Annotated in this window: 21 protein-coding genes; 4 read left to right on the top strand and 17 right to left on the bottom strand. The window is 49.1% G+C overall.

The genetic code is table 11. The features are described from left to right. Positions 1–11 precede the first annotated feature (11 nt). The 8 genes from truA to aroC all read right to left on the bottom strand — a co-directional run bounded on the left by truA (position 12) and on the right by aroC (position 10,060). Positions 12–827, bottom strand: a complete 816-nt coding sequence (gene truA / locus ACO0LG_RS22425; RefSeq protein WP_423029958.1) for a tRNA pseudouridine(38-40) synthase TruA — start codon at positions 825–827, stop codon at positions 12–14. Between the two features lie 72 nt (positions 828–899). Then, positions 900–3,737 carry a FimV/HubP family polar landmark protein gene (locus ACO0LG_RS22420; protein WP_423029776.1) on the bottom strand — a complete coding sequence of 946 codons (2,838 nt, stop codon included), beginning with the start codon at positions 3,735–3,737 and terminating at the stop codon, positions 900–902. Positions 3,738–4,116: 379 nt separating this feature from the next. Next, a complete protein-coding gene (gene asd, locus ACO0LG_RS22415) occupies positions 4,117–5,244 on the bottom strand; it encodes an aspartate-semialdehyde dehydrogenase (RefSeq protein WP_423029775.1) in 1,128 nt (375 codons plus the stop codon). A gap of 47 nt (positions 5,245–5,291) precedes the next feature. Next, positions 5,292–6,362 carry a 3-isopropylmalate dehydrogenase gene (gene leuB / locus ACO0LG_RS22410; protein ID WP_423029774.1) on the bottom strand — a complete coding sequence of 357 codons (1,071 nt, stop codon included), beginning with the start codon at positions 6,360–6,362 and terminating at the stop codon, positions 5,292–5,294. A gap of 51 nt (positions 6,363–6,413) precedes the next feature. Then, positions 6,414–7,061 (bottom strand): 3-isopropylmalate dehydratase small subunit, encoded by a 648-nt coding sequence (gene leuD, locus ACO0LG_RS22405; protein WP_423029773.1) that lies wholly within the window; start codon positions 7,059–7,061, stop codon positions 6,414–6,416. 8 nt (positions 7,062–7,069) lie between these two features. Further along, positions 7,070–7,192, bottom strand: a complete 123-nt coding sequence (locus ACO0LG_RS22400; RefSeq protein WP_110252970.1) for an entericidin A/B family lipoprotein — start codon at positions 7,190–7,192, stop codon at positions 7,070–7,072. 18 nt (positions 7,193–7,210) lie between these two features. Further along, the gene (gene leuC / locus ACO0LG_RS22395; RefSeq protein ID WP_423029772.1) at positions 7,211–8,614 is read right to left on the bottom strand and encodes a 3-isopropylmalate dehydratase large subunit; all 1,404 of its coding nucleotides are present in this window, start codon (positions 8,612–8,614) and stop codon (positions 7,211–7,213) included. Positions 8,615–8,977: 363 nt separating this feature from the next. Then, on the bottom strand, positions 8,978–10,060 hold the full coding sequence (gene aroC / locus ACO0LG_RS22390) for a chorismate synthase (RefSeq protein ID WP_423029771.1): 1,083 nt from the start codon (positions 10,058–10,060) through the stop codon (positions 8,978–8,980). A gap of 288 nt (positions 10,061–10,348) precedes the next feature. On the opposite strand from aroC, the gene ACO0LG_RS22385 reads away from it, so the two are divergent. The 3 genes from ACO0LG_RS22385 to ACO0LG_RS22375 all read left to right on the top strand — a co-directional run bounded on the left by ACO0LG_RS22385 (position 10,349) and on the right by ACO0LG_RS22375 (position 14,938). Further along, the gene (locus ACO0LG_RS22385; protein WP_423029770.1) at positions 10,349–12,589 is read left to right on the top strand and encodes a GGDEF/EAL domain-containing response regulator; all 2,241 of its coding nucleotides are present in this window, start codon (positions 10,349–10,351) and stop codon (positions 12,587–12,589) included. Between the two features lie 258 nt (positions 12,590–12,847). Then, a complete protein-coding gene (locus ACO0LG_RS22380) occupies positions 12,848–14,161 on the top strand; it encodes a sensor histidine kinase (RefSeq protein WP_423029769.1) in 1,314 nt (437 codons plus the stop codon). Between the two features lie 18 nt (positions 14,162–14,179). Continuing rightward, complete coding sequence (locus tag ACO0LG_RS22375) at positions 14,180–14,938, top strand: LytR/AlgR family response regulator transcription factor (protein WP_423029768.1); 759 nt, start codon at positions 14,180–14,182, stop codon at positions 14,936–14,938. 74 nt (positions 14,939–15,012) lie between these two features. On the opposite strand, the gene ACO0LG_RS22370 is transcribed toward ACO0LG_RS22375, so the two are convergent. From ACO0LG_RS22370 to rpsF, 7 genes are all read right to left on the bottom strand, one after another. Further along, positions 15,013–16,023: an inorganic phosphate transporter gene (locus ACO0LG_RS22370; RefSeq protein ID WP_423029767.1), complete on the bottom strand. Its 1,011-nt coding sequence runs from the start codon at positions 16,021–16,023 to the stop codon at positions 15,013–15,015. 84 nt (positions 16,024–16,107) lie between these two features. Continuing rightward, a complete protein-coding gene (locus tag ACO0LG_RS22365; RefSeq protein ID WP_110252962.1) occupies positions 16,108–16,734 on the bottom strand; it encodes a DUF47 domain-containing protein in 627 nt (208 codons plus the stop codon). A 145-nt stretch (positions 16,735–16,879) separates the two neighbouring features. Next, entirely contained in the window at positions 16,880–18,268 is a 1,389-nt protein-coding gene (locus tag ACO0LG_RS22360; protein WP_423029766.1) for a replicative DNA helicase, read from the bottom strand. A gap of 167 nt (positions 18,269–18,435) precedes the next feature. Continuing rightward, on the bottom strand, positions 18,436–18,888 hold the full coding sequence (rplI, locus tag ACO0LG_RS22355) for a 50S ribosomal protein L9 (RefSeq protein WP_110252961.1): 453 nt from the start codon (positions 18,886–18,888) through the stop codon (positions 18,436–18,438). Between the two features lie 26 nt (positions 18,889–18,914). Then, the gene (rpsR, locus tag ACO0LG_RS22350) at positions 18,915–19,199 is read right to left on the bottom strand and encodes a 30S ribosomal protein S18 (protein WP_110252960.1); all 285 of its coding nucleotides are present in this window, start codon (positions 19,197–19,199) and stop codon (positions 18,915–18,917) included. Between the two features lie 9 nt (positions 19,200–19,208). Continuing rightward, on the bottom strand, positions 19,209–19,508 hold the full coding sequence (gene priB, locus ACO0LG_RS22345) for a primosomal replication protein N (protein ID WP_423029765.1): 300 nt from the start codon (positions 19,506–19,508) through the stop codon (positions 19,209–19,211). A 28-nt stretch (positions 19,509–19,536) separates the two neighbouring features. After that, entirely contained in the window at positions 19,537–19,905 is a 369-nt protein-coding gene (gene rpsF, locus ACO0LG_RS22340; RefSeq protein ID WP_110252958.1) for a 30S ribosomal protein S6, read from the bottom strand. Between the two features lie 265 nt (positions 19,906–20,170). On the opposite strand from rpsF, the gene lexA reads away from it, so the two are divergent. Then, complete coding sequence (gene lexA, locus ACO0LG_RS22335) at positions 20,171–20,827, top strand: transcriptional repressor LexA (protein WP_423029764.1); 657 nt, start codon at positions 20,171–20,173, stop codon at positions 20,825–20,827. Between the two features lie 151 nt (positions 20,828–20,978). Here the strand turns inward: lexA and lon are convergent, their stop codons facing one another. Beyond that, complete coding sequence (gene lon / locus ACO0LG_RS22330; RefSeq protein ID WP_423029763.1) at positions 20,979–23,399, bottom strand: endopeptidase La; 2,421 nt, start codon at positions 23,397–23,399, stop codon at positions 20,979–20,981. A 239-nt stretch (positions 23,400–23,638) separates the two neighbouring features. After that, a complete protein-coding gene (gene clpX, locus ACO0LG_RS22325) occupies positions 23,639–24,904 on the bottom strand; it encodes an ATP-dependent Clp protease ATP-binding subunit ClpX (RefSeq protein ID WP_423029762.1) in 1,266 nt (421 codons plus the stop codon). Between the last annotated feature and the right edge of the window lie 23 nt (positions 24,905–24,927).

The following is a 24,927-nucleotide window of genomic DNA, read 5'->3' as shown; positions in this document are numbered from 1 at the left end:
TCAGTTGATCACTACAAAAAAGACAAGAAAGCGAGAGTTTGTACCAATTCTCTTTGAGGCAGACCCCATTTGTCTTCATAGTCGATTCGCGCCAGGTACAAACCGTCCGGCATGAAGGTCGGTGCGGCGATTTCGCGATTCAGGCTGACCAGCACCTCGCCCATCCATTCCGGTTCTCTTTTACCCGTGCCAACAAAGATCAATGAGCCGACGATGTTTCTGACCATGTGATGCAGAAAGGCACTAGCGCGCAAGGTGAAGATAATCATCTCGCCCTGCTGCTGTATCTGTATGTCATACATGTGCTTGACTGGCGTCTTGGCCTGACAGCCAGAAGCGCGGAATGCAGAAAAATCATGCTCGCCCAGCAAGTGAACTGCCGCGGCACGCATGCGCTCTACATCAAGGGGTCGGAAACTCCACCCTGCCCGCCCGCTCCACATCGGTGAACGAATCGCGGCATTATGCAATATATAATGATAAGTACGGGCGCGGGCACTAAAGCGCGCGTGGAAATTCTCTTCAGACTCAGGGGCGACAGGCAATTCTTTTGCCCACTGGACAGCGACGCTAGCGGGCAAAAAGGCATTCACGCCATTCACCCAGGAATAAGACTCTCGCACCAGTTCAGTATCAAAATGCACAACCTGCTCAATGCCATGTACACCCGCATCGGTACGCCCGGCACAAGTGGTTTTGATATCACTTTTGGTAAATTGTTGCAGCGCCCGTTCCAACGCGTCTTGCACGGTATTACCGGAAGGCTGCGTTTGCCAGCCCTGCCAGGAATTGCCGTTGTACTGCACACCTAACACTAATCGTTTCAACACAATGCGATTTCCAAAAAAACAAAACGGGCGCCAGCATGTGCTGCGCCCGTCATGACTACTGCAAGACCATTAAGCCATTTGAGCTATCATGGACTTGGCTCTTTCCACCTGGTCCGAAGTACCGCCCTTGAGTACTTCATCCAGCAATTCACGGGCACCTTCTTTATCACCAATTTCATGATAAGCGACTGCCAGATCCAGCTTGGTTGCCATTTCAGCATTGTGCGCCGGGGCTTCTTCCGCTGCTGGTGCCGCAGGTGCTGCACCAGGGTCCAGATCAAGGTCTATACCAGACAGATCGAATTCAAAGGCTGACATGGCATCCGCCTCAGCTTTGTGTGTTGGCAGCTCAGGCAATGGACTATCCGCTGATGCGCCTGCCAGTGAAGCGGCCAACAGATTTTCATCCAATTTTTCATCTGGAGGCAAAATATCCAGAGACAAATGATCTACTGCAGGCTTGTCTGAAGCGAAGTCTATATGGCCCAGATCCAACTCAAACTTCTCAGCCTCTGGCTCAGTTGCAATGACAGGTGCCGCTTCTGCAACTACGGGTGCTGGAGTAGCGACAGACTCATCCTTGCTGCCAAAATCAAAATCTATCGTGCCAAAATCCACCTCTGGTGCTAGAACAGGCTCTGCGGCAGGCGCAGCATGAGCAACAGGCTCAGGGATTTTTGGTACTTCTGGCTCAGGAATGGCAGAAATATCGAGATCAAAATCGAGAGCATGCTCATCCATCGCTGCTTCTTCTGCAATGGCATTGGCTTTTGCTGCACCACCATCGCGCTGGGCTGTGTCGATAATGCTGATCGCTTCAAGCATATCCTGAGACAGGGAGTTAGCCAGCAAGGCCTCAGGATCAAGGTCTTCCAATGGTTGCGTACCAGAGCCCAAACCAGATGCAGCCGCCATGTCTGCCTTGGCTTTACCGCCGGCATACAAAGGATTGCCTGGCTCCAGCACGATACCCATAGATGCTGCTTGCGCCCAGTCTTCACCCTCGCCACTGGTCATGCCATACAACTCGCTGGCCAGACGCTCAAAGGTTTTGGCATCTTTACGGCCAAAATAAATTTCCAGCAATTTGACCCTGACCGCATGACGGTCTGGTTGGGTACGCAAAGCTTCTTTGAGGATTTCTTCTGCCTGAGAGTCGCGGCCGTAAGCGATATAGACATCAGCTTCAGCAACAGGATCAACTTCATTGGCGTCCAGTTGACTGGCAGATGGTGCAAAATTGGAGTTGAAAACGCTGTTATTTGTATCGACACTCTGACCACCGGTGGAGCCAAACATGGAGTTGGCCTTCATACTGGAGCCAGTCAGGATGCTATCTTCAAACTGTTGCAATTTTTTCTTGCGCTGGCTGGTCCAGATACCTACACCACCGAGGATAGCAAGCAAAGCTATACCGCCTGGCAACAGGTATTCAGAAATACTGTCGAAGAAACTTGGCTCAGGCGGTGGTGGCGGAGGCGGAGCCGTTATCTTGCGCTTGACCGGTGGTTTTGGCGTAGCAACAGAAGCTGCAGACGCCGCAGCAGATGGCGAGCTTGCTGGTGCTGGCAGGCTTGCCTGAGCAGAAGCAGATGCTGGCGCAGAAGCCGGTGCAGGTGCCGGTACTGACGCGACACTTGCAACTGCAGGAGCAGGTGTTGATGCCGAGGCACTTGCCTTGACTTCAGGCTTGACCTTGGTCAGTTCTGCCTGCTTGGCTGCCAACTCCTTGTTTTTGATTTCTATCTTCTGTGCTTCGAGCAAACCCTTGAGGTCACTGACATTTTTCTCAAGTTCCTTGACGCGTGAATTGGCTTCTTGCGTTGCCCTTTCCTTGGCAAGCTTGTCTTCTTCACCGCCTTTACCGGAGGCGCGTGCAGAAGCGGACCCTGCCTTGGACAATTTCAGTTTGTCTGGCGAATCAGTCGTCGCATTTGGTACTTCTTTTACCTTGGCAGTAATCTTGCCTGCGCCACTTTGCTTGGTGGCAGGTGCTCTTTCTGCGGGAGCATCTGCAACCTGACCTGCCAGCTTATTACGATACGCATTGAAATCAGTTGCATGCGCCACCACAACAGAGTGGGCTTCATTTGTGTTGCCAGCGCTTGTATTAGCAGACTGAGCATCGGGCACGGTCAGGATTTGCCCGGACTTCAGGCGGTTCATGTTATTACCGGCAAAAGCTTGTGGATTGGCACGGTAAATACTGACCAGCATCTGATCCAGGGAGACACCTTCAGCACGGTAACTACCCGCTATCTTGCTTAAAGTATCACCAGCCTTGACTTGATATTCGCCGGCAGATTTGATTTCTTTGCCGGCTTCAGCGTTTTTTGGTGCGGGCGACCTGTCATTTCTCAAACCAGGATTATTTGCAATCGTATTTGGACGGCCATTCTTGGCAGCATTCGATGCAGATGTATTTTGTGGCTGGTTAGCAACAACGACTGGGTTACTGACTTGCGCAGATTGACTATTTCGCAATTCAGCGGGGTCCAGCAAGAAGGTGTATTCTCTGAGTAGCTTACCATTGGCAGAGTTCAACTCCAGCAACATATCAACGAAAGGCTCATTCATCGCCTGGGACGAACTGATACGGATGACGTAATTAGCGCCGCGCTGTTCTACTGCAAAACGCAGTGACAATAATGCGACATTAAAGTCTATGTTCGCTTGTTTGAAAGCCTCCTGGGATGCCAACTTGGGCACAAGGGAATCGATTTCTTCCTTGGCAGGAGAGGTCAGTTCCACCTCTGCACGCAAGGGTTGCCCAAGAGCAGAAAGCACGGTCAGCTTACCAAGGCCGGTAGCATGCGCGCTGGACAACATGAACAAGGACGACGCTACAGCAACACTTAACGCCTTGCGTCCCACGGTAATCACAGACGATTTTTTTTGATTATGCATTTTGTCAGACATATTGGGAATTTTTGGCGAACAAAGTCCGCTGGGTGACGCTTTACACATTGCCTAGCGACGCGTCCTAATGTTTCACATTAACATTACAAACATTGCCACGCAAGCTTAACGCGATTTATCACAGTGGTAAATACATTAAGAACCCTGAAGTGCAAGGATATCGCATAAATGTTGTTGCCAAATGACAAGTGAAAAAATAATCGCCAAAATCCTAATTATTTATTATTAAAATTAAAACTAAATACCCGTCACCAAATTTGACGAGGCTTTTTGAAGTTTCAAAAACGACAAGGGGGCGTTGAACGCCCCCCTATATTCTACAACAAGTTTTAACAATTACTTTAAAACATCAAGTTTTGCTGAGTTTTTAGTCAATCAGAATACGCAGCATACGGCGCAGTGGCTCGGCCGCACCCCACAATAATTGGTCACCAACAGTAAAGGCACCCACATACTCCGGCCCCATCGCCAATTTACGGATACGACCAACCGGAATGGTCATAGTGCCGGTGACAGCCACAGGTGTGAGGTCACGTATACTCGCTTCACGGGTATTTGGCACAACTTTTACCCATTCATTGTCAGCGGCGATCATGGCTTCGATATCTACCAGAGGCACATCTTTTTTCAGTTTGAATGTCAAAGCCTGGCTGTGGCAACGCATGGCACCGATACGCACACAGAAACCATCTACTGGAATAGCTGCCGTACCATAACCGGCACCTTGACCTAATATTTTGTTGGTCTCGGCCATGCCTTTCCATTCTTCCTTGGACATGCCATCGCCCAAATCCTTGTCGATCCAGGGAATCAGGGAGCCGCCCAGAGGTACGCCAAAGTTGGCCGTTTCATCAGCAGTCAAAGAACGCTGCTTGGCAATCACTTTACGGTCGATTTCAAGGATCGCGCTTTTGGGATCATCCAGCAAAGCCTTCACTTCGGCGTTCAATGTGCCGTATTGCGTCAGCAATTCACGCATATGCTGGGCACCGCCGCCAGATGCGGCCTGGTAAGTTTGCGTGCTCATCCATTCTACGAGACCAGCCTTGTAGAGCGCGCCAACACCCATCAGCATGCAACTGACTGTGCAATTGCCGCCTATCCAGTCTTTTTGTCCATTGACCAGCGCTTGCTTGATTACAGGCAGATTGACGGGATCCAGCACGATGACTGCATTTTCATTCATGCGCAGGCTGGATGCCGCATCTATCCAGTGACCATTCCAGCCACTAGCGCGCAATTTTGGGTAAATCTCATTGGTATAGTCACCGCCCTGGCAGGTAATAATAATCTCGCACTTCTTGAGCGCATCAATATTATTTGCGTCTTGCAAGGTCTTTTCATTCCTTGCCATTGCAGGGGCCGGGCCACCTGTATTGGACGTTGAAAAGAACACGGGTTCAATATGACCGAAATCACCTTCTTCCTGCATGCGTTGCATCAGGACAGAACCCACCATACCGCGCCAACCTACCAGACCTACCAGCTTCATCATTTTTCCCTAAAATTTTGCAGGACGTCCCTGCCCTTCAACAACAAATACTAACTGAGTGCATTCAACACGGCCTGACCCATTTCAGAGGTACCAACCTTGGTCGTGCCGGCCTCATAAATGTCGGGCGTACGCAAACCTTGCGCCAGGACTTTTTTGACCGCATTTTCAATACGCTCAGCCTGGTCTGCCTTATTCAAGGAATAACGCAACATCATGGCAGCAGACAAGATGGTGGCCAAAGGATTGGCCACACCTTTGCCAGCGATGTCCGGCGCCGAACCATGTGAGGGTTCATACAGCCCTTTGTTATTTGCATCCAATGAAGCCGATGGCAGCATGCCGATGGAACCGGTCAGCATGGATGCCTGGTCAGACAGGATATCGCCAAACATATTGCCAGTAACAATGACATCAAACTTTTTGGGTGCACGCACCAGTTGCATAGCAGCGTTATCGACATACATATGATCGAGCGCTACATCTGGATATTCTTTATGTACTTCAGTGACGATGTCTTTCCAGAACTGGAAAGTTTCCAGCACATTGGCCTTGTCGACACTGGTCAGGCGTTTGCCGCGCTTTTGCGCTGCCTGGAAAGCCACATGGGCAATGCGACGGATTTCTGACTCTGCATAACGCATGGTATCAAAACCCTCGCGCTCACCCTTGAAAGGGCCGTCAGGGCAAACGCGCACCCCGCGCGGCTGGCCAAAATAAATATCGCCCGTCAGCTCACGGATGATCAGGATATCCAGACCTGACACCACTTCTGGCTTCAAGGTCGATGCACCTGCCAGCTCCGGATACATGATGGCCGGACGTAGATTAGCAAACAACTTCAGGTTTTTGCGCAAACCCAGGATCGCTTGTTCAGGACGCAATGGACGATCCAGTGTGTCGTACTTCCAGTCACCAACTGCGCCAAACAAAACGGCATCCGCTTCCAGTGCCAGTTTCAGTGTCGCTTCTGGCAAAGGATGGCCAGACGCTTCATAGCCTGCACCGCCGACAGGTGCAGTTTCCATTTCAAAGGATTCACCCAAGGCATTCAAGACCTTGACAGCCTGCTCAACAATTTCCGGACCTATGCCGTCACCCGGCAAAATAGCAATTTTCATATTCTCAACAAATTAATTTAGGTAGCTTATTTTTTAGCTTATTCAGGTGACTTAGATAGTATTGGCGAGCCAGGGTTGCGCTGCCATATGACGCTCCTCAAAAGCGCGTATCTTGTCAGCCTGGCGCAGGGTCAGGCCAATATCATCGAGACCATTGAGCATGCAGTATTTGCGGAATGCGTCAATATCAAAACCATAGCTGACACTGCCATTGCTGGTGCGCACAACTTGCTGCTTCAGATCAACGATCAGACGATAGCCAGGGAAGGCTTTAACTTCATTGAACAAAGTATCAACTTGCGCCTCACCCAATACGATAGGCAGCACACCGTTTTTATAGCAATTATTGAAGAAAATATCGGCAAAACTCGGCGCGATGATGGCACGAAAACCAAATTGCTCCAAGGCCCAGGGGGCATGTTCACGCGACGAACCGCATCCAAAATTTTTACGCGCCAGCAAGATGGATGCACCTTGGTAGCGAGCCTGATTCAACACGAAATCCGGATTGACAGGACGCTTGCTGTTGTCCATCCCAGGCTCGCCGTGATCAAGGTACCGCCATTCATCAAACAGGTTCGGGCCAAAGCCACTGCGTTTGATGGATTTCAAAAACTGCTTGGGGATGATGGCATCAGTATCCACATTAGCCCTGTCCATGGGCGCAACCAAACCATCGAGTAAAGTAAATTTTTCCATGTCGGTGCTTATTTTTTGCCTGCATTCTCGACTGCTTCGCCAGCCTTTTTAACGTCTTTCCCCAAGCCCTGAACGGTATTGCAAGCTGTCAGCACCAGTGCGCACATTGCCAGTAAAAATATCTTTTTCATGTCATCTCTCCGTGCAAATTAAGATAATCCACGTACATCTACAAAATGCCCCGCCACCCCAGCGGCTGCGGCCATTGCAGGAGACACGAGATGGGTACGACCACCCTGCCCTTGCCTGCCCTCAAAGTTACGGTTGGAAGTGGAAGCGCAACGCTCACCCGGCTCCAGCCTGTCTGCATTCATGGCCAGACACATGGAACAACCTGGCTCGCGCCATTCAAAACCAGCCGCCTTGAATATCTGATCCAGCCCTTCGCGCTCGGCCTGCTCTTTGATCAGGCCAGAACCTGGTACCACCATCGCCAGTTTGACATTTGATGCGCGATATTTACCCCGCACCACGGCAGCGGCAGCACGCAAATCTTCTATGCGTGAATTGGTGCAGGAACCGATAAAGACTTTATCAATGCGGATATCAGAAATGGCTGTATTCGGTTGCAGCGCCATGTAGATCAAGGCTTTTTCTATGGCGTCACGCTTGACCGCATCTTTTTCCTGCTCAGGATCAGGTACACGGCTATCGATCGCCACCACCATTTCAGGTGAGGTACCCCAGGTGACTTGTGGTTTGATTTCGGCAGCATTCAAGGTCACCACCATGTCGAATTTGGCACCAACATCAGTATGCAAGGTGCTCCAGTATTCGACTGCCCTATCCCAATGCGGACCAACAGGTGACAAGGGGCGGCCTTTGACATAATCGATGGTAGTTTGATCCACTGCGACCATACCGGCGCGTGCACCGGCTTCAATCGCCATATTGCAGACCGTCATGCGGCCTTCCATCGACAGGCTGCGGATGGTTGAGCCTGCAAACTCAATCGCATAACCAGTACCGCCTGCAGTGCCAATCTTGCCAATCACCGCCAGCACGATATCTTTCGCGGTCACACCGACAGGCATGGCACCATCGACTTGCACCAGCATGGACTTGGATTTTTTGGCGATCAGGGTTTGTGTCGCCAATACATGCTCGACTTCAGATGTGCCAATACCATGCGCCAGACAGCCAAATGCACCATGAGTGGATGTATGCGAATCGCCACAGACGACCGTCATGCCCGGCAAGGTTGCCCCCTGCTCGGGCCCGATAACGTGAACGATGCCCTGGCGTTTGTCCGCCATACTGAAATAGGTTAAACCATATTCTTTGGCGTTGGCGTCCAGTGTTTCTACCTGCAAACGTGAAATCGGATCATCAATACCATTGACGCGGTTTGTCGTTGGCACATTATGATCTGCCACCACCAGATTGGCGGATAGGCGCCATGGCTGGCGTCCGGCCAGCTTCAAGCCATCAAAGGCTTGCGGACTGGTGACTTCATGCAGCAAATGGCGGTCTATGTAGAGAATTGCGGTGCCATCGTCTTCTGAATGGACTACGTGGGATTCCCATAATTTATCGTAAAGCGTTTTAAGCATAATCTGAAGCCTGGAAATAAGTCATTGGTTCTTGCTACATCCTGTACTGCATCTTTTTTCGCATTTGATTATGCCACAATTGTGCAACGCAAAACCAACCCCCACGCCAAATTGGTGCATGAAAGTTTCAGTATAAATGTGGGGGTTTGATGAAAATCGCCAAATTTTCATCTGGATTTCGATGATATTTTGGAAAATTACCAGTGAATATTTTGAAGTAGAGCAACAAAAACAGGATGCAGAATTACCCAGGCAGCGGCAGCAAGGCGCTCACAGGTTACCCACTGGTTGTACAGCAAAGCTGCGCTATCAGTGTAGCATGATCCCGCTGCACACCAGAGAAAGAGGAATGGAGACCTGGTATCAGGCACCCAGCTTGACATCACCACATTGCGCCCTGTGTCGCAAGGCATGATCCATCAAGACCAGCGCCAGCATGGCTTCTGCAATCGGTGTGGCGCGTATGCCAACGCAAGGATCATGACGACCAAAGGTTTCTACCATGACAGGATTGCCATCTTTATCCACCGATCTTTTTGGGGTACGGATTGAAGATGTCGGTTTGATGGCAATCGAAACCGTAATATCCTGGCCAGTAGAAATGCCGCCAAGTACACCGCCGGCGTTATTGCCGACAAACCCTTCAGGCGTCAACTCATCACCATGTTCAGAGCCGCGTTGTGCGACTGAACGAAAGCCCGCACCGATCTCCACACCTTTGACTGCATTGATACCCATCATGGCATAGGCAATTTCTGCATCAAGCTTATCGTAGATGGGCTCACCGAGACCGACTGGCACATTGGATGCCACGACATCAATCCGGGCACCAATGGAATCACCATCCTTGCGCAAGGCATCCATGTAATCTTCAAGTTGCTGTATCAATGCAACATCAGTCGTAGGGGCAAAAAATGGATTGGCTGCGGCATGTTCCCAGGCTTGAAAGGGGATGGCAATCTCACCCAACTGACGCATGCCACCGTGGAACACTGTCCCATATTGTTGATTCAGCCATTTTTTTGCGATCGCTGCGGCGCCAACAACAGGCGCCGTCAGACGCGCAGAAGAACGCCCGCCACCGCGCGGGTCGCGGATGCCGTATTTATTCCAATAAGTAAAATCGGCATGTCCAGGACGAAAGGTTTCAGTGATATTGCCATAATCCTTGCTGCGCTGATCCTGGTTGCGGATCAGCAGACCAATCGGCGTGCCAGTTGTTTTACCCTGATAGACGCCAGACAGGATTTCGACCAAATCAGGTTCCTGGCGCTGAGTTACATGGCGCGAGGTGCCAGGGCGACGGCGGTCAAGTTCTGGCTGTATGTCTGCCTCCGACAATTCCATGCCCGGCGGGCAGCCATCAATCACGCAACCTATGGCTGGCCCGTGCGACTCGCCAAAGGTTGTAACAGTAAACAAGGTGCCAAAAGTATTACCGGACATAATATTTCGAAAAGGAGAGGTTAGACAAAATAAACTCCATTTTACCAGTGAAGCGCACCGTGCTGAATTTAGCCTCTGCCTGAAGTGGCAAAAGATTTCACTATTTTTCGCACATTCCAGACAAATACAGGGCAATTTTCTTCCCGCTCAGACGAATCTTGTTTTATTCTTACCAATGAAAAATATTTGAAGCTTGGCTGACGCTACATTTAGTGTCATAGTTCCGCAAGGAACCAATTTTGCAGTGCCCTTACCATACGATATGCCAAGCATGGAGCCGCATTACAGATGAATTCAACGATCCACTCTTCTGAAGATGATCTGGTTTTCTTAGATGAACCAGACAGCGATGAAACTGCGGCGGCTTCACGGCCCGCTCAGACTTGGCGGATCATGATTATTGATGATGATCCGGATGTCCACTCCGCTACAACCTTTGCGTTGGGCAGCCTGGAGATCCAGCATCGCGCCCTGAGTTTCCTGCATGCGTATTCCGCCGCAGAAGCCCGCGACATCCTGAAAAATGAAACAGACATTGCCATCATCCTGCTGGATGTGGTCATGGAGCAGGAAGACGCCGGCCTGCAACTGGTCAGCCACATTCGTAAAACACTGGGGCTGACCGATGTGCGCATTATCCTGCGCACCGGCCAACCAGGCTATGCGCCTGAAATTGATGCGATCCGCGATTACGACATCAATGATTACAAAACCAAATCAGAACTGACGCGCACCAAGCTATATACCGCAGTCACCTCAGCCATACGCTCTTACGAACAGATTTGTGCAATCAGTGCCAGCCGTCGTGGCCTGGAAATGATCATTCATGCCAGTACAGAATTGATGGCACTACAAGGGCTACAGAATTTTGCAGCGGGGGTGCTGGTACAGATTGCCGGCTTATTAGGACTCAACACCGAAGGATTCGTGTGCGCCCGCCAGGTACCAGTGGAGTTACAGGAAGAAAGTGACGACTTGTATATTATCGCTGCCACCAATATGTACTTGGGCAGCCTGAACAAGCCACTGGAGCAATTGGGCATCCATGCGACTGGCGATATCGTCAAACGCTCACTGGAAGCCCGTCAAAGTGTGTTTGAAGCAGAGTCGACCGCACTTTACTTCAATAATGTCGCACAAAAGGATTTTACGCTCTACCTCAACACTGGCCTGCATCTGAATGAAATGGACAAGCGCCTGCTGGGTGTGTTCTGTGGCAATGTATCGGTGGGCCTTGACAATGTCATGCTGACTTCGCGTCTGCATAACTACGCCTTTTATGACCCGCTGACAGGTTTGGCAAACCGTCTCAAGCTGCTACAGACTTTGAATGAGACCCTGCTGACTTCACTCAAAAACCACAGCTCACTGTCACTCATCGACATAGACCACTTTGCCGAGACCAATGATGCACTGGGCCATCAGTTTGGTGACCAACTCCTGTATTCCGTTGCCCAACGATTAGTCGCCAACTTTGGCGAACATTGCCAATTAGCAAGAGTAGGCAGCGATACCTTTGCCTTGCTGGGCGACGAAAACCTGGTGCATCCAGATAAAATTCTGGCTTTATTCAACTCGCCTTTCGACGTTGATCAACAAGAAGTGCAATTATCAGCAACCATAGGCCTGATCAAGCTTGACGATTACGATAGCGATGGATCAGAAGCGCTCAAAGACACCAATATCGCCCTGAAGCGCGCTAAGATGAACCGTCGTGGTGGCTATGAGTATTTCACCCGCAATATGGGCGTAGAGATACGCGAACGCGTCTTGCTGATGCATGCCTTGCGCGCAGCATTTGAGCAAAAAAAATTATTTCTGGTGTTTCAGCCCCAAATTGACATGCGCGATGGCCGCGTACTTGGGGCAGAAGCTTTGCTGCGCTGGAAAACCGATGAAGGCAAATTCATCCCGCCTGATCAGTTTATCCCCATCGCCGAATATTCCGGACTGATTGTTGATATAGGCGAATGGGTATTGCGTACCGCCTGTCTTGAACTGGTGCACTTGCGCAGCCTGGGCTATACCAATTTCCAGATGGCCATCAATGTCTCGCAAGTACAGTTTTCACATCCGCTATTCATGCAATCGCTGAACAAGGCATTGGCAGATACTCAAGTGCCGCCGCAATATGTAGAACTGGAAATCACCGAGTCCATGGCCATGAAAGATCCGGAATTGCTGATCAAGACCCTGCACCAGATCAAGCAACTGGGCATGAGCATCTCGATTGATGACTTTGGCACGGGCTTCTCTTCACTGAGCCATCTGCAAAAACTTGATGTCGATAAATTGAAAATTGACCGGGCCTTTGTTAATGAGATTCAGAAGAATCCAAATGAAGGCAGTATAGCTAAAATGATTGTTCAACTTGGCAAAAACCTGGGGCTATCCATCATTGCCGAAGGCGTGGAAAGTGAAATGCAGGCAAACACTCTGCTTTCTTACGATTGCCATATCGCCCAGGGCTATCTGTATTCCAAGCCCCTGTCCCGCGATGATTTGCATACCTGGCTGGCAAGCAGATAATCTCTCTTCAAGCAGCAGACTGGATTTTCTAGTCTGCTGCTTCCAACACATACCACCATTCCGACTCCCTGCATCAGCGACCATGCATATTAAATGTGGCATTTTCCATTCTGTCCTGCATTTTTTGCAGACTGTCGCAAGTCACTATCAAAGCCAGCACGATTTCCCTACAGTATCAACATGGACTGAAAAGTCACCAACAGCCAGTGTATGACGCCAGGCTGAAATATCAGGGATAACCGTTAAAAGAGAAGCATCATGAATAATACCAATGCAGATACGATCAAGCAGCTCATTGCCGACCTGGTGGCATGGCTTAGCAAAAGCTTTGACACAACGGCAGCCTGGGTGACCAAATTATCTTGGTGGAAGTTTTTCTTGTTTGCCATTATCACCATTACTGCGGGCAGCATGTTGCAAGACATGCTGTTTACATCAGAAGAAAAGGTGGTTGTCACAAAAAGCAACCCGTCAGGCAAATCCAAGAAAACAAGCAAAATCACGGACGGCGACACCAGTATAGAAATAGACAATACTGGCCTGCATATCCGTAAAAACAATATCGACGGCAAGGGCAAGCAGATAGAGATCGATGAGAACGGTGTCCACATTAACAAGGACAGTGGCATAGCACCACCAGCCCCGCCTTCCGCACCGGCTGCCCCTGGCGCAATATCACCACCGTCGCCACCGAGCCCGCCTTCAATCTCAGAAAATGACGATATCCACATCAAACTGCCTGCTGAAATAGCCAAGGAAATCAGCGAAGAAATCAATAATGCAGTTGCCGATGCCGCTGATGAAGAAGTGCGCAGCTATAAGCGCACCTCTTCCAAATGGTTTGTCAATTTCGTGGTCTTGCTGGTATTTGGTCTGTTTGGCATGAAAGCCCTGATGAGTGGCAAAGTGCGCGCCGAAGAAAAAGCCAAAGAAGCTGGCATGACGGCAGAGCGCGAATCCCTGTTACGCCAGGTCAGCGAAGCACAGATGCAAATGATGCAAGCCCAGGTAGAGCCACATTTCCTGTTCAATACCTTGGCCTCGGTCGAACATCTGATAGAAACTGATCCTCCGCGTGCAGCCGCCATGCAGCGCAGCCTGATTGCTTACTTGCGTGCTGTCTTGCCACAAATGCGTGAAAATGCCAGTGTGACCAATTTGGGCCGCGAAGCGGACATGGTCAAATCTTATCTGGAATTGCTGAAAATGCGTATGGAAGAAAGATTGAATGTCGACTTCATCATGCCAGAAGGTTTGCGCAGCGCATCCTTCCCGCCGATGATGTTGCAATCCCTGGTCGAAAATGCCATCAAGCACGGCCTCGAATGCAAGGCTGAGGGTGGCACCATCCACTTTCATGCAGAGGTCGCGCACAACAAGTTGCGCGTTTCCGTCCGCGATGATGGACTGGGATTTGGTGCCATGCCCAGCAACGGTACAGGACTGGGATTGCAAAATATACGTGAACGCCTGAAATTGATTTACAAAGAAAAGGGTCAAATGATCATTACCCCTAATCAACCCAGTGGAGTTTGCGTTACTATAGAAATCCCTTACGAATTAGCCAACTAGATTTCAATAACGCTGAACATGCCTACTGCCATAATTGCTGATGATGAAAGACTGATGCGCGACCAGTTAAAGTCGCGCCTGGAACAGGTCTGGCCCGAGCTGGAAATTCTGGATGAAGCCAAGAATGGTGAAGAAGCCGTCGCCCTGGTAGAAACACATAAACCAGATCTGGCTTTCCTGGATATACGCATGCCGGTCAAGACCGGCCTGGAAGCAGCCAAGGAAATAGGCAGCAAGGCGCATATCGTGTTCATTACAGCTTACGATCAATATGCGATACAGGCTTTTGACCATGGTGCCGTTGATTATGTTTTGAAACCTGCCGATGTAGAGAGACTGACGCGCACGGTAGAAAGACTGAAGGCCAGATTAACAGCCCAAAGCCAGCCCAACGACATGAGCAGCATGCTGTCGCAACTGGCCAAGCAAATGGGTATCAGCCCCAAGCCAAATTACCTGCAATGGATACAGGCCTCCATAGGCCAGGAGCTACGCCTGATACCGGTTGAAGAAATTCTGTTCTTCCAGTCTGATGAAAAATATACGCGAGTACAGACACCCACGTATGAAGCGCTGATACGCAAGCCTGTGCGCGATCTGGCAGACGAACTCGACCCCGCCCTGTTCTGGCAAATCCATAGATCGACCCTGGTGAATGCCAAGGCTATTTCTGGCGTGGTGCGCGACCTGCGTGGCCGCCATCTCGTGCAAATCAAAGGGCTGACAGAGAAACTTGAAGTCAGCCGCAGTTTTGTGCATTTGTTCAAACAGATGTAAGCGTGAGCATCCCCAAAAAAAACGCCTCAGTTCAATGTGAACTGAGGCGTTTTTTTATGCATGAATATCTTGAACTACAGGATATGCCTGCCTATCCACCAGGCTATGGCTGCCACAAAAGCAGAAGCCGGTATGGTCAAAATCCAGGCCCAGACAATATTGCCGGCAACGCCCCAACGCACCGCCGACATTTTTTGTGCTGAACCGACACCAACAATTGCACCAGTGATGGTATGCGTTGTTGATACAGGAATGCCCAATACAGTTGCCATGATCAGGGTAATGGCACCGCCGGTTTCCGCGCAAAAACCACCAACAGGTTTAAGCTTGGTAATTTTTTGACCCATGGTTTTAACAATACGCCAGCCACCAAACAAGGTACCCAGGCCGATAGCTGCATAGCAGGAATAGACCACCCAGCCTGGCGGTCCCTTGTCGGCTTCGCTGGAGTAACCAGCGGCAATCAACAGCATCCAGATAATGCCCATGGTTTTTTGTGCATCATTACCACCGTGACCAAGACTGAAAACAGAAGCCGACACCAGTTGCAGACGACGGAACCATTTATCTACTTTCCTCGGTGTCGATTTAACAAACAACCAGGAGACGATCAACATCATCACAGAACCCAGCACAAAGCCCAGCAATGGTGACAGGACGATAAACAAAATGATCTTGTACAGACCAGCAGCAATCAAAGCCCCAGTACCTTCTTTCGCTACTGCCGCACCAATCAAGCCGCCGATCAGGGCATGGGAAGACGATGATGGGATACCAAAATACCAGGTCACCAGATTCCAGAATATCGCTCCGACCAAAGCACCAAAGATGACATAGTGGTCAACAATGATAGGATCAATCGTGCCTTTGCCTATGGTTTTGGCCACTGACAGATTAAAAACAAAAAAAGCAAAGACATTGAATAAGGCAGCCATGGCTACTGCCTGGCTAGGCTTCAAAACACCCGTCGACACAACGGTTGCGATCGCATTAGCGGCATCATGGAAGCCGTTCATGAAATCGAATAACAATGCCAGCACCACCAATAAGATGACGACGTGCAGGCTCATATGAAAGGATTGCATAAAAGTGAATTCCCTTGTTCGCTCTCTGCATTGACAGAGAACTGTTAAGCGTCAATTAAGCGTCAAAATAAAAAAGTCAGACGCTTAAGCGTTCTCAACAATAATGCCTTCTATGATGTTGGCAACATCTTCACAACGATCCGTCACTGTTTCCAGTATTTCGTAGATCGCTTTGAGTTTGATCAGATTGCGGACATCAGGTTCGTCGCGGAACAGTTTGGACATGGCAGCACGCATGACGTGATCAGCGTCCGATTCCAGGCGGTCGATTTCTTCGCACAGCGCCAGGATTTCGCGGGAATTATCCATGTTATGCAACAAGGCCACTGCTGCCTTTACTTTTTCAGCGCAACCAAGACAGAGTTCAGCCAGACGCTTTGCTTCTGGCGTGATTTCACGGATATCGTACAAAGAGATGGTCTGGCCGGCATCTTCCAGCAAATCCAGAATATCATCCATGCGCGTAATCAGCTTATGGATGTCATCACGGTCAAGTGGTGTGATAAAAGTTTTATGCAGTAACTCTATCGTATTGTAGGTAACCGTATCTGCCTGCTTTTCTATGCTTTCTATCGCATGAACACGGATCTCCAGATCATCAAAGTTCGTCATCAAGGCAACCATTTCCTTGGAGCCTTTGACACATAACTCTGCATGTTGATTGAAGAGTTCAAAAAATTTGCCCTCGGTGGGCATCAAGCGTCCAAACATTTTATTCTCACTGAAAATATAAGATTTCTAGAATTGCTCAGGCAAGTGCGTGCGAACAATCACGCCTGGCAACACAGTTCTACTTTTAAGTCTTGATTTACTACTTTGCGTCTACCCACCAGCACCAGCATTTTATTTTTTAAAATTATTCACTATCACCATAAATCGACAGGGAGCCAACATAGTTGTCGAACTTAGTATATTCACCCAGGAAAGTCAGGCGCACACTGCCAATAGGACCATTACGCTGCTTACCAATAATGATTTCTGCCGTTCCCTTGTCTGGGGAATCCGGGTTATACACCTGATCACGGTAAATAAACATGATAACGTCAGCATCTTGCTCAATCGCGCCAGATTCGCGCAAGTCAGACATGACGGGGCGTTTATTCGGTCTTTGCTCCAGGGAGCGATTTAACTGAGACAAGGCAATCACCGGGCAATGCAGTTCTTTTGCCAGTCCCTTCAAATTTCGGGAAATCTCAGAAATTTCGGTCGCACGATTTTCGCCAGCAGAGTTGGCCGACATCAATTGCAAGTAATCGACAATCACCAGGCCCAGCTTGCCGCATTGGCGTGCCAGGCGACGTGAGCGTGCGCGCAATTCTATAGAACTCAGCGCTGGCGTTTCATCGATATACAGTTGTGCTTCATTCATCTTTTGAATGGCATGCGTGAGGCGCGGCCAGTCTTCATCAGTCAACTTGCCAACACGCAAACGGCTTTGATCCAGACGCCCTACCGAGCCCAACATACGCATGGCCAGCTGTGCACCACCCATCTCCATGGAGAACACAGCGACCGGCAAGCCGCTGTCTATAGCGACGTTCTCACCGATGTTCAATGAGAAGGCAGTCTTACCCATCGACGGACGACCAGCAACAATCACAAGATCACCTGGCTGCAAGCCTGAGGTCATCTTGTCCAGATCGGTAAAGCCAGTAGGTACACCGGTAATATCATTTTGATTATCACGGTTGTACAGCTCATCAATGCGTTCGACCACCTGGGTCAGCAAGGGCTGAATAGCCTGAAAACCCTGGGCGCCACGGGCTCCTTCTTCGGCAATCGCAAAAATCTTGGACTCAGCCTCATCCAGCATTTGCTTGACTTCTTTACCCTGCGGGTTGAAAGCGTTGCCTGAAATTTCATCTGCAACAGTGATCAACTTGCGCAGCACCCCACGGTCGCGGACAATTTCTGCATAGCGACGGATATTGGCGGCTGAGGGTGTATTCTGTGCAAGCGCATTCAGGTATGTCAGGCCACCGGCATCTTCTGCCTTGCCGGTGCTTGTCAATGCCTCAAAAACGGTAATGACGTCTGCAGGACGCGAACTATTAACGAGTTTGACTATGCACTGGAAGATAATCCTGTGGTCATAGCGATAAAAATCTTCTTCGCCAATAAAGTCGGCGATACGGTCCCAAGCCGCGTTATCCAGCAATAGACCACCCAGAACAGATTGCTCTGCTTCTATGGAATGGGGAGGGACGCGTAAGGCGTCAACTTGAGGGTCAGAACCAGCTTTCATGGCGCGCATTATAACCGTTAAATCAAATTACCAGAGGGTTCGAAGTACGAGAAGTTAGCGAGTTTGTGACAAGTTTGTGACAAACAGATAAATAGTGAAATTTGCTGTCAAACATGAAAAAAGCCGGGAATCCCCGGCTTTTTTTCAGCAATTTGCAAAAAAACAAATTACGCGTGTTCGCCTACTACGGCAACATTAACGTCAACAACAACGTCTGTGTGCAAAGCAACGGAAACACTGTGTTCTCCAGCGATCTTCAACGGACCTTGTGGCAAACGCACTTGTGCTTTTTCTACCGCGAAACCTTGTTTAGTCAGGGCTTCAGCGATATCGGCATTAGTGACGGAACCAAACAAACGGCCATCTACACCAGATTTTTGTGTAATTTGTACGGTCAGTCCGGACAGTTTTTCGCCTTGAGCTTGAGCTGCTGCCAATTTGGCTGCTGCTGCTTTTTCCAGTTCAGCGCGTTTTGCTTCGAATTCAGCAACTGCAGCTGTCGTAGCACGACGAGCCATACGTTGTGGAATCAAAAAGTTACGTGCATAGCCGTCTTTAACGCGAACTACATCACCCAGATTGCCGAGATTAACGACTTTATCCAACAGAATAACTTGCATATTTTTCTCCTTTACCTTGTCGTCAATTACGCCGTGTGCAAATCAGTGTATGGCAGCAACGCGAGGTAACGTGCACGTTTGATTGCAGTGTCAACTTGACGTTGATACAGCGCTTTTGTACCGGTCAAACGTGCTGGCATGATTTTGCCGTTTTCTTGCACGAAATCTTTCAGTGTGTCGATGTCTTTGTAGTCAACTTTTTCTACATGTGCTGCTGTGAAGCGGCAGAATTTTTTGCGTTTGAACAAAGGATTTTGTTGCTGACGCTTTTGCTTCAATTTGCTTTTGTCGAATTTTTTACCGAATGCCATTTTTGGCTCCTAATCTAGTAAATGTGTCTCGAATTCAGTGACGTGAAAAACGAGACTTTTGCTATTGCGATTTTTGCGCGCTAAAAACCCAGTGAATTCCATGGGCTGGTCCAGGGCAACTTCTGTAAAACGCTGGGATATTTCACCAGCAGCCATTGCAGAAATTTCAAACTCGACCTGTCGAACTGTGTTCGCCTCACGAGTTTCTGAACTATGCATCAAGGTAGCAGAAGCGATCGGGATACCGGCCGGGGTGTAGCGCAATGCGCTTTTTTCCACAATCCGGGCTACGAGCTTCAGCTGATTCACTATTTTTTTACGCGACCTTTGTCAATTATTAAGCAGCAGGCGCTTCAACACGTTGCGCTTTTGCAGCATCTTCTTTCTGAACAGCTTTCATCATAGGAGAAGGTGTTGTTTCTGCTTTTTTCAATTTGACCGTCAGGTGACGCAAGACAGCATCATTGAATTTGAATGCTGTTTCCAACTCGAGCAGAGTTTCAGCATCGCATTCGATGTTCAAGCAAACATAGTGTGCTTTTGCCAATTTTTGAATCATGTAAGCCAATTGACGACGGCCCCAATCTTCAACGCGATGGATTTGACCACCACGGGCTACAACACTTGCCTTGTAGCGCTCGATCATTGCAGGAACTTGCTCGCTCTGATCTGGATGTACGATAAATACGATTTCATAATGACGCATATATTCTCCTTGTGGACAATAAAAATAGCCCGCCTCGGCGTCAAGACGAGTGCGGGAAGAGGAAAGCCGACAATAATAACCCAGTTTTACATATTGATCAATTAGATCAGTGACTTAGGTAAGTTATATGCCAATTATCTCAAGCGAGTGAGGTATTTTTTTCACGTTTTTAGGTAATTGAGGTCATTTTGACTTGCATATTCAGCTTTACTGTATAAAAATACAGACTGCTTGTATATACAGCACCTTAACACTAGAAAATACCATGCTTAAACTTACCGCCCGCCAGGAACAAATCCTGAACCTGATTAAAGATGCCATTCAAAACACTGGGTTTCCTCCTACCCGCGCCGAGATTGCAACAGAACTGGGGTTCCGCTCAACCAATGCTGCAGAAGAACATCTGCAAGCCCTTGCCCGCAAAGGCGTCATTGAAATTGCGGCAGGCACTTCACGGGGCATACGTCTGCTGGAATCCGAGTTGTCCAGCCATATCACAGGTAAGCAACTGGCCCTGCCTCACCCTGCCCTGCTGCAACTGAGCCTGCCGCTGGTTGGTCGTGTTGCTGCCGGTTCTCCGATACTAGCGAGTGAACATATAGAATCTACTTACCACGTAGATCCTGCGCTGTTCTCTGCCAAGCCAGATTTTTTACTGAAGGTACGCGGCATGTCCATGCGCGATGCTGGCATATTTGATGGTGACTTACTGGCAGTCAAAAAAGCAGACAGCGCCCGCAATGGCCAGATCGTTGTCGCACGTCTGGGTAATGATGTCACAGTGAAGCGCTATAAGAAAACTGGCGACCTGATAGAACTGATGCCAGAGAACCCGGATTATCCTGTCATCAAGATTGGCGACACGGAAGAAGATTTCGCACTCGAAGGTCTGGCTGTCGGCCTCATGCGCAACTGGGTTTGAGGTCAGCCTGGGCGTGGTTTTACCCTCTCGTTTACGTCACGCCCGGGCAGCATCTCAAACTGATTAGCAACTGCATATTAGCAAGTTTCATAAGTGACAAGCATAAAAAAACGTCCGGATATCCGGACGTTTTTCATTTCAGCGCAACAACTTAGTGCTTGACCACCGTAGTATCTGCCGGTGTCTCAGTTGGTGCTGTGGCAGGTGCCGCAGCCACCACTGGAACAGGCTCGTCGACCAGAGGAACGGGCTGGGTTTCCAGTGCGATTTCCAAGACTTTGTCTATCCAGCGAACCGGAATGATTTCCAGTTTGTTTTTGACATTGTCAGGGATTTCGGCCAGATCCTTGGCATTTTCTTCTGGTATCAACACGGTTTTGATACCACCGCGATGTGCAGCCAGCAATTTCTCTTTCAGGCCACCGATAGGCAATACTTCGCCCCGCAGTGTGATTTCACCTGTCATGGCGACATCGGCACGAACCGGGATGCCAGTGAACACAGACACCAGAGCCGTCGTCATGGCGATACCGGCAGATGGACCGTCTTTTGGTGTTGCGCCTTCTGGTACGTGGATGTGGATATCACTTTTCTCGAAAACGTCTGCCTTGATACCCAGACGCTTGGCGCGGCTACGTACTACAGTACGGGCTGCTTCTATCGATTCTTTCATGACATCGCCCAAAGTTCCGGTGCGGATGACACCACCTTTACCTGGCATGGCAACGGCTTCTATGGTCAGCAAATCACCGCCCACTTCAGTCCAGGCCAAACCAACTACCTGGCCAATCTGGTTATCCTTGACAGCAACACCAAAATCATAGCGACGTACACCCAGATATTTATCCAGATTTTTTGAATTGACAGTCGCTTTTTTCTCGGTCTTTTTCAACAACAGCATCTTCACTACCTTGCGGCAAATCTTGGAGATCTCCCTTTCCAGAGAACGCACACCTGCTTCACGGGTGTAATAGCGAATGATGTCGCGCAAAGCACTTTCTGCCACCGTGATTTCGCCTTCTTTCAAACCATTGTTCTTGATTTGTTTAGGCAACAAATAACGCTGGGCAATACTGGTTTTTTCATCTTCGGTATAACCTGACAGACGAATGACTTCCATCCTGTCCAGCAAGGCTGGCGGGATATTATAGGAATTGGATGTCGCCACAAACATTACATCGGACAAATCGAAATCAACTTCGATATAGTGATCCGAGAAAGTGTGATTTTGCTCAGGGTCCAGCACCTCCAGCAAGGCCGACGATGGGTCGCCACGGAAATCAGCACCCATCTTGTCAACTTCATCCAGCAAGAACAAAGGATTACGTACGCCGACCTTGGACAGGCTTTGCAATATCTTGCCTGGCATGGAACCTATATAAGTACGGCGATGTCCGCGAATTTCAGCTTCATCACGCACACCACCCAAGGCCATGCGCACAAACTTACGGTTCGTTGCGCGGGCGATGGATTGCCCCAGCGAAGTTTTACCCACGCCCGGAGGACCAACCAAACACAGAATTGGCGCCTTCAGCTTGTCGACGCGCTGCTGTACTGCAAGATATTCCAAAATACGTTCCTTGACCTTATCCAGGCCAAAGTGTTCGTCTTCCAATACTTTTTCAGCATTCGTCAAATCATTATTGACCTTGGATTTTTTCTTCCATGGCAAATTGACGATGGTGTCGATGTAATTACGCACGACGGTGGCTTCTGCCGACATCGGTGACATCATCTTAAGTTTTTTCAACTCATTCTGTGCTTTGTCGCGGGCTTCTTTAGGCATTTTGGCGGCCAGGATTTTTTTCTCCAGCTCGTCAATGTCAGCGCCCTCTTCACCCTCGCCCAGCTCTTTTTGTATCGCCTTGACCTGTTCGTTCAGGTAATACTCGCGTTGGGATTTTTCCATCTGGCGCTTGACGCGACCACGGATACGTTTTTCGACCTGCAGGATATCGAGCTCACCTTCGAGCTGACCCAGCAAATGCTCAAGACGTTTGGCCACGCTAAAAATTTCCAGGATGACTTGTTTTTGTTCCAGCTTCAAAGGCAGGTGCGCGGCGATGGTATCAGCCAGGCGACCGGCATCATCAATGCCAGACAGAGATGCCAAAATTTCTGGAGGAATTTTTTTGTTCAGTTTGACGTATTGGTCAAACTGCTGAACGATAGTACGACGCATCGCCTCCACTTCTGACTCGTCGCCTTCATCGACGGCAATAGGTGTCAGATCAGCAAAGAAATGCGATTCAGAATCGTGGATCTTGCTGATGCGTGCACGCTGCGAGCCCTCGACCAGCACCTTGACGGTGCCATCGGGCAATTTCAGCATTTGCAGAATATTGGCAATACAGCCGATTTCATAAATGTCATCTGCCGAAGGTTCGTCTTTAGCAGCAGCTTTCTGGGCAGCAAGCATGATGCTCTTGCCTTGATCCATGGCGGCTTCAAGCGCTTTAATGGATTTGGGGCGGCCCACAAACAGGGGGATTACCATGTGCGGGAATACAACGACATCACGCAGTGGCAACAACGGCAATTGGGTTTGTTCGGTAATCAGAGTAGTCGTCATGGCGCACCTTTCATAAATACTGGTTAACAATGTTGGCGCACTGGGCGGAAACACAAGCCCATTCTGGGAAAAAACAATAAAAAAAGCCACTCAGAGAGCTTCTCCGGGTAGCTTTACGATTGAAGCTAGAATCGTTTTGTTAATCCATTGTACTTCGAATCAAATTAAAAAAAGGCAAAATAAATAAAAAATGAGGAGCATGCTCCTCATTTTTTATTACACATTGACAAATAATGCCATCAGGCACCAGATACTTTTGGCTGCTCATGGTAAATCAGCAATGGTTTTGCACCATTGGTAATCGTACTTTCATCAATGACAACCTTCTCAACGTTCTGGTGGCTAGGCAAGTCATACATAACATCCAGCAAAGCATGTTCAAGAATAGAGCGCAAACCACGGGCACCAGTTTTACGGACAATCGCCTTCTTGGCGATTGCCTGCAAGGCAGCAGGACGGATTTCCAGTTCTGTCCCCTCCATCTCCAGCAATTTTGCGTATTGCTTGATCAGAGCATTTTTTGGTTCTACCAGAATTTGAATCAGCGCAGCTTCGTCGAGTTCATTCAAAGTGGCAATCACAGGTAAACGACCAACCAGCTCAGGAATGAGGCCAAACTTGATCAAATCTTGTGGTTCAGCGTCTTGCATGACCTCACTGGCGCTCTTTTCTGCCTGGCTCTTGACACTGGCAGAGAAACCTATGCCACTGCGCTCAGAACGGTCGGAAATGATCTTGGCCAGGCCATCAAACGCGCCGCCGCAGATGAACATGATGTTGGTGGTATCGATCTGGATGAAATCCTGATTAGGATGCTTGCGGCCACCCTGAGGCGGCACGGATGCCATGGTACCTTCAACCAGCTTCAGCAAAGCCTGCTGTACGCCTTCGCCAGACACGTCACGGGTAATCGAAGGATTGTCAGATTTGCGGGAAATCTTGTCGATTTCATCAATATAAACGATACCTTTTTGCGCACGCTCGACTTCATAATTGCAATTTTGTAGCAATTTTTGAATGATGTTTTCTACGTCTTCACCCACATAACCGGCTTCCGTGAGCGTAGTCGCATCAGCGATGACAAATGGCACATTCAACATGCGTGCCAGTGTTTGCGCCAGCAGGGTTTTACCTGAGCCAGTAGGGCCAACCAGCAAGATATTACTCTTTGCCAGTTCAACATCATCTTTTTTACCCAGGTGCTTGAGTCGCTTGTAATGGTTGTATACCGCTACCGCAAGAATACGCTTGGCGCCGAGCTGGCCAATAACATATTGGTCAAGCAAATCAGTGATTTCTTGCGGCGTTGGCAATTCAGTTTTCGCACTGGCAATATTATCAATTTCGGACACTTCGTCACGAATGATGTCATTGCATAAATCGATGCACTCGTCGCAGATGAATACGGATGGCCCTGCAATTAATTTCTTAACCTCATGCTGACTCTTGCCGCAAAACGAGCAATAGAGCAACTTTTCTCCGCTGGAGGATTTTTTATCGGGCATGATACGTATATGAAATAAACAAA

Source organism: Undibacterium sp. Ji42W (assembly GCF_049340405.1).
Lineage (GTDB): Bacteria > Pseudomonadota > Gammaproteobacteria > Burkholderiales > Burkholderiaceae_D > Undibacterium.
This window is presented reverse-complemented; position numbering and strand designations above follow the sequence as displayed.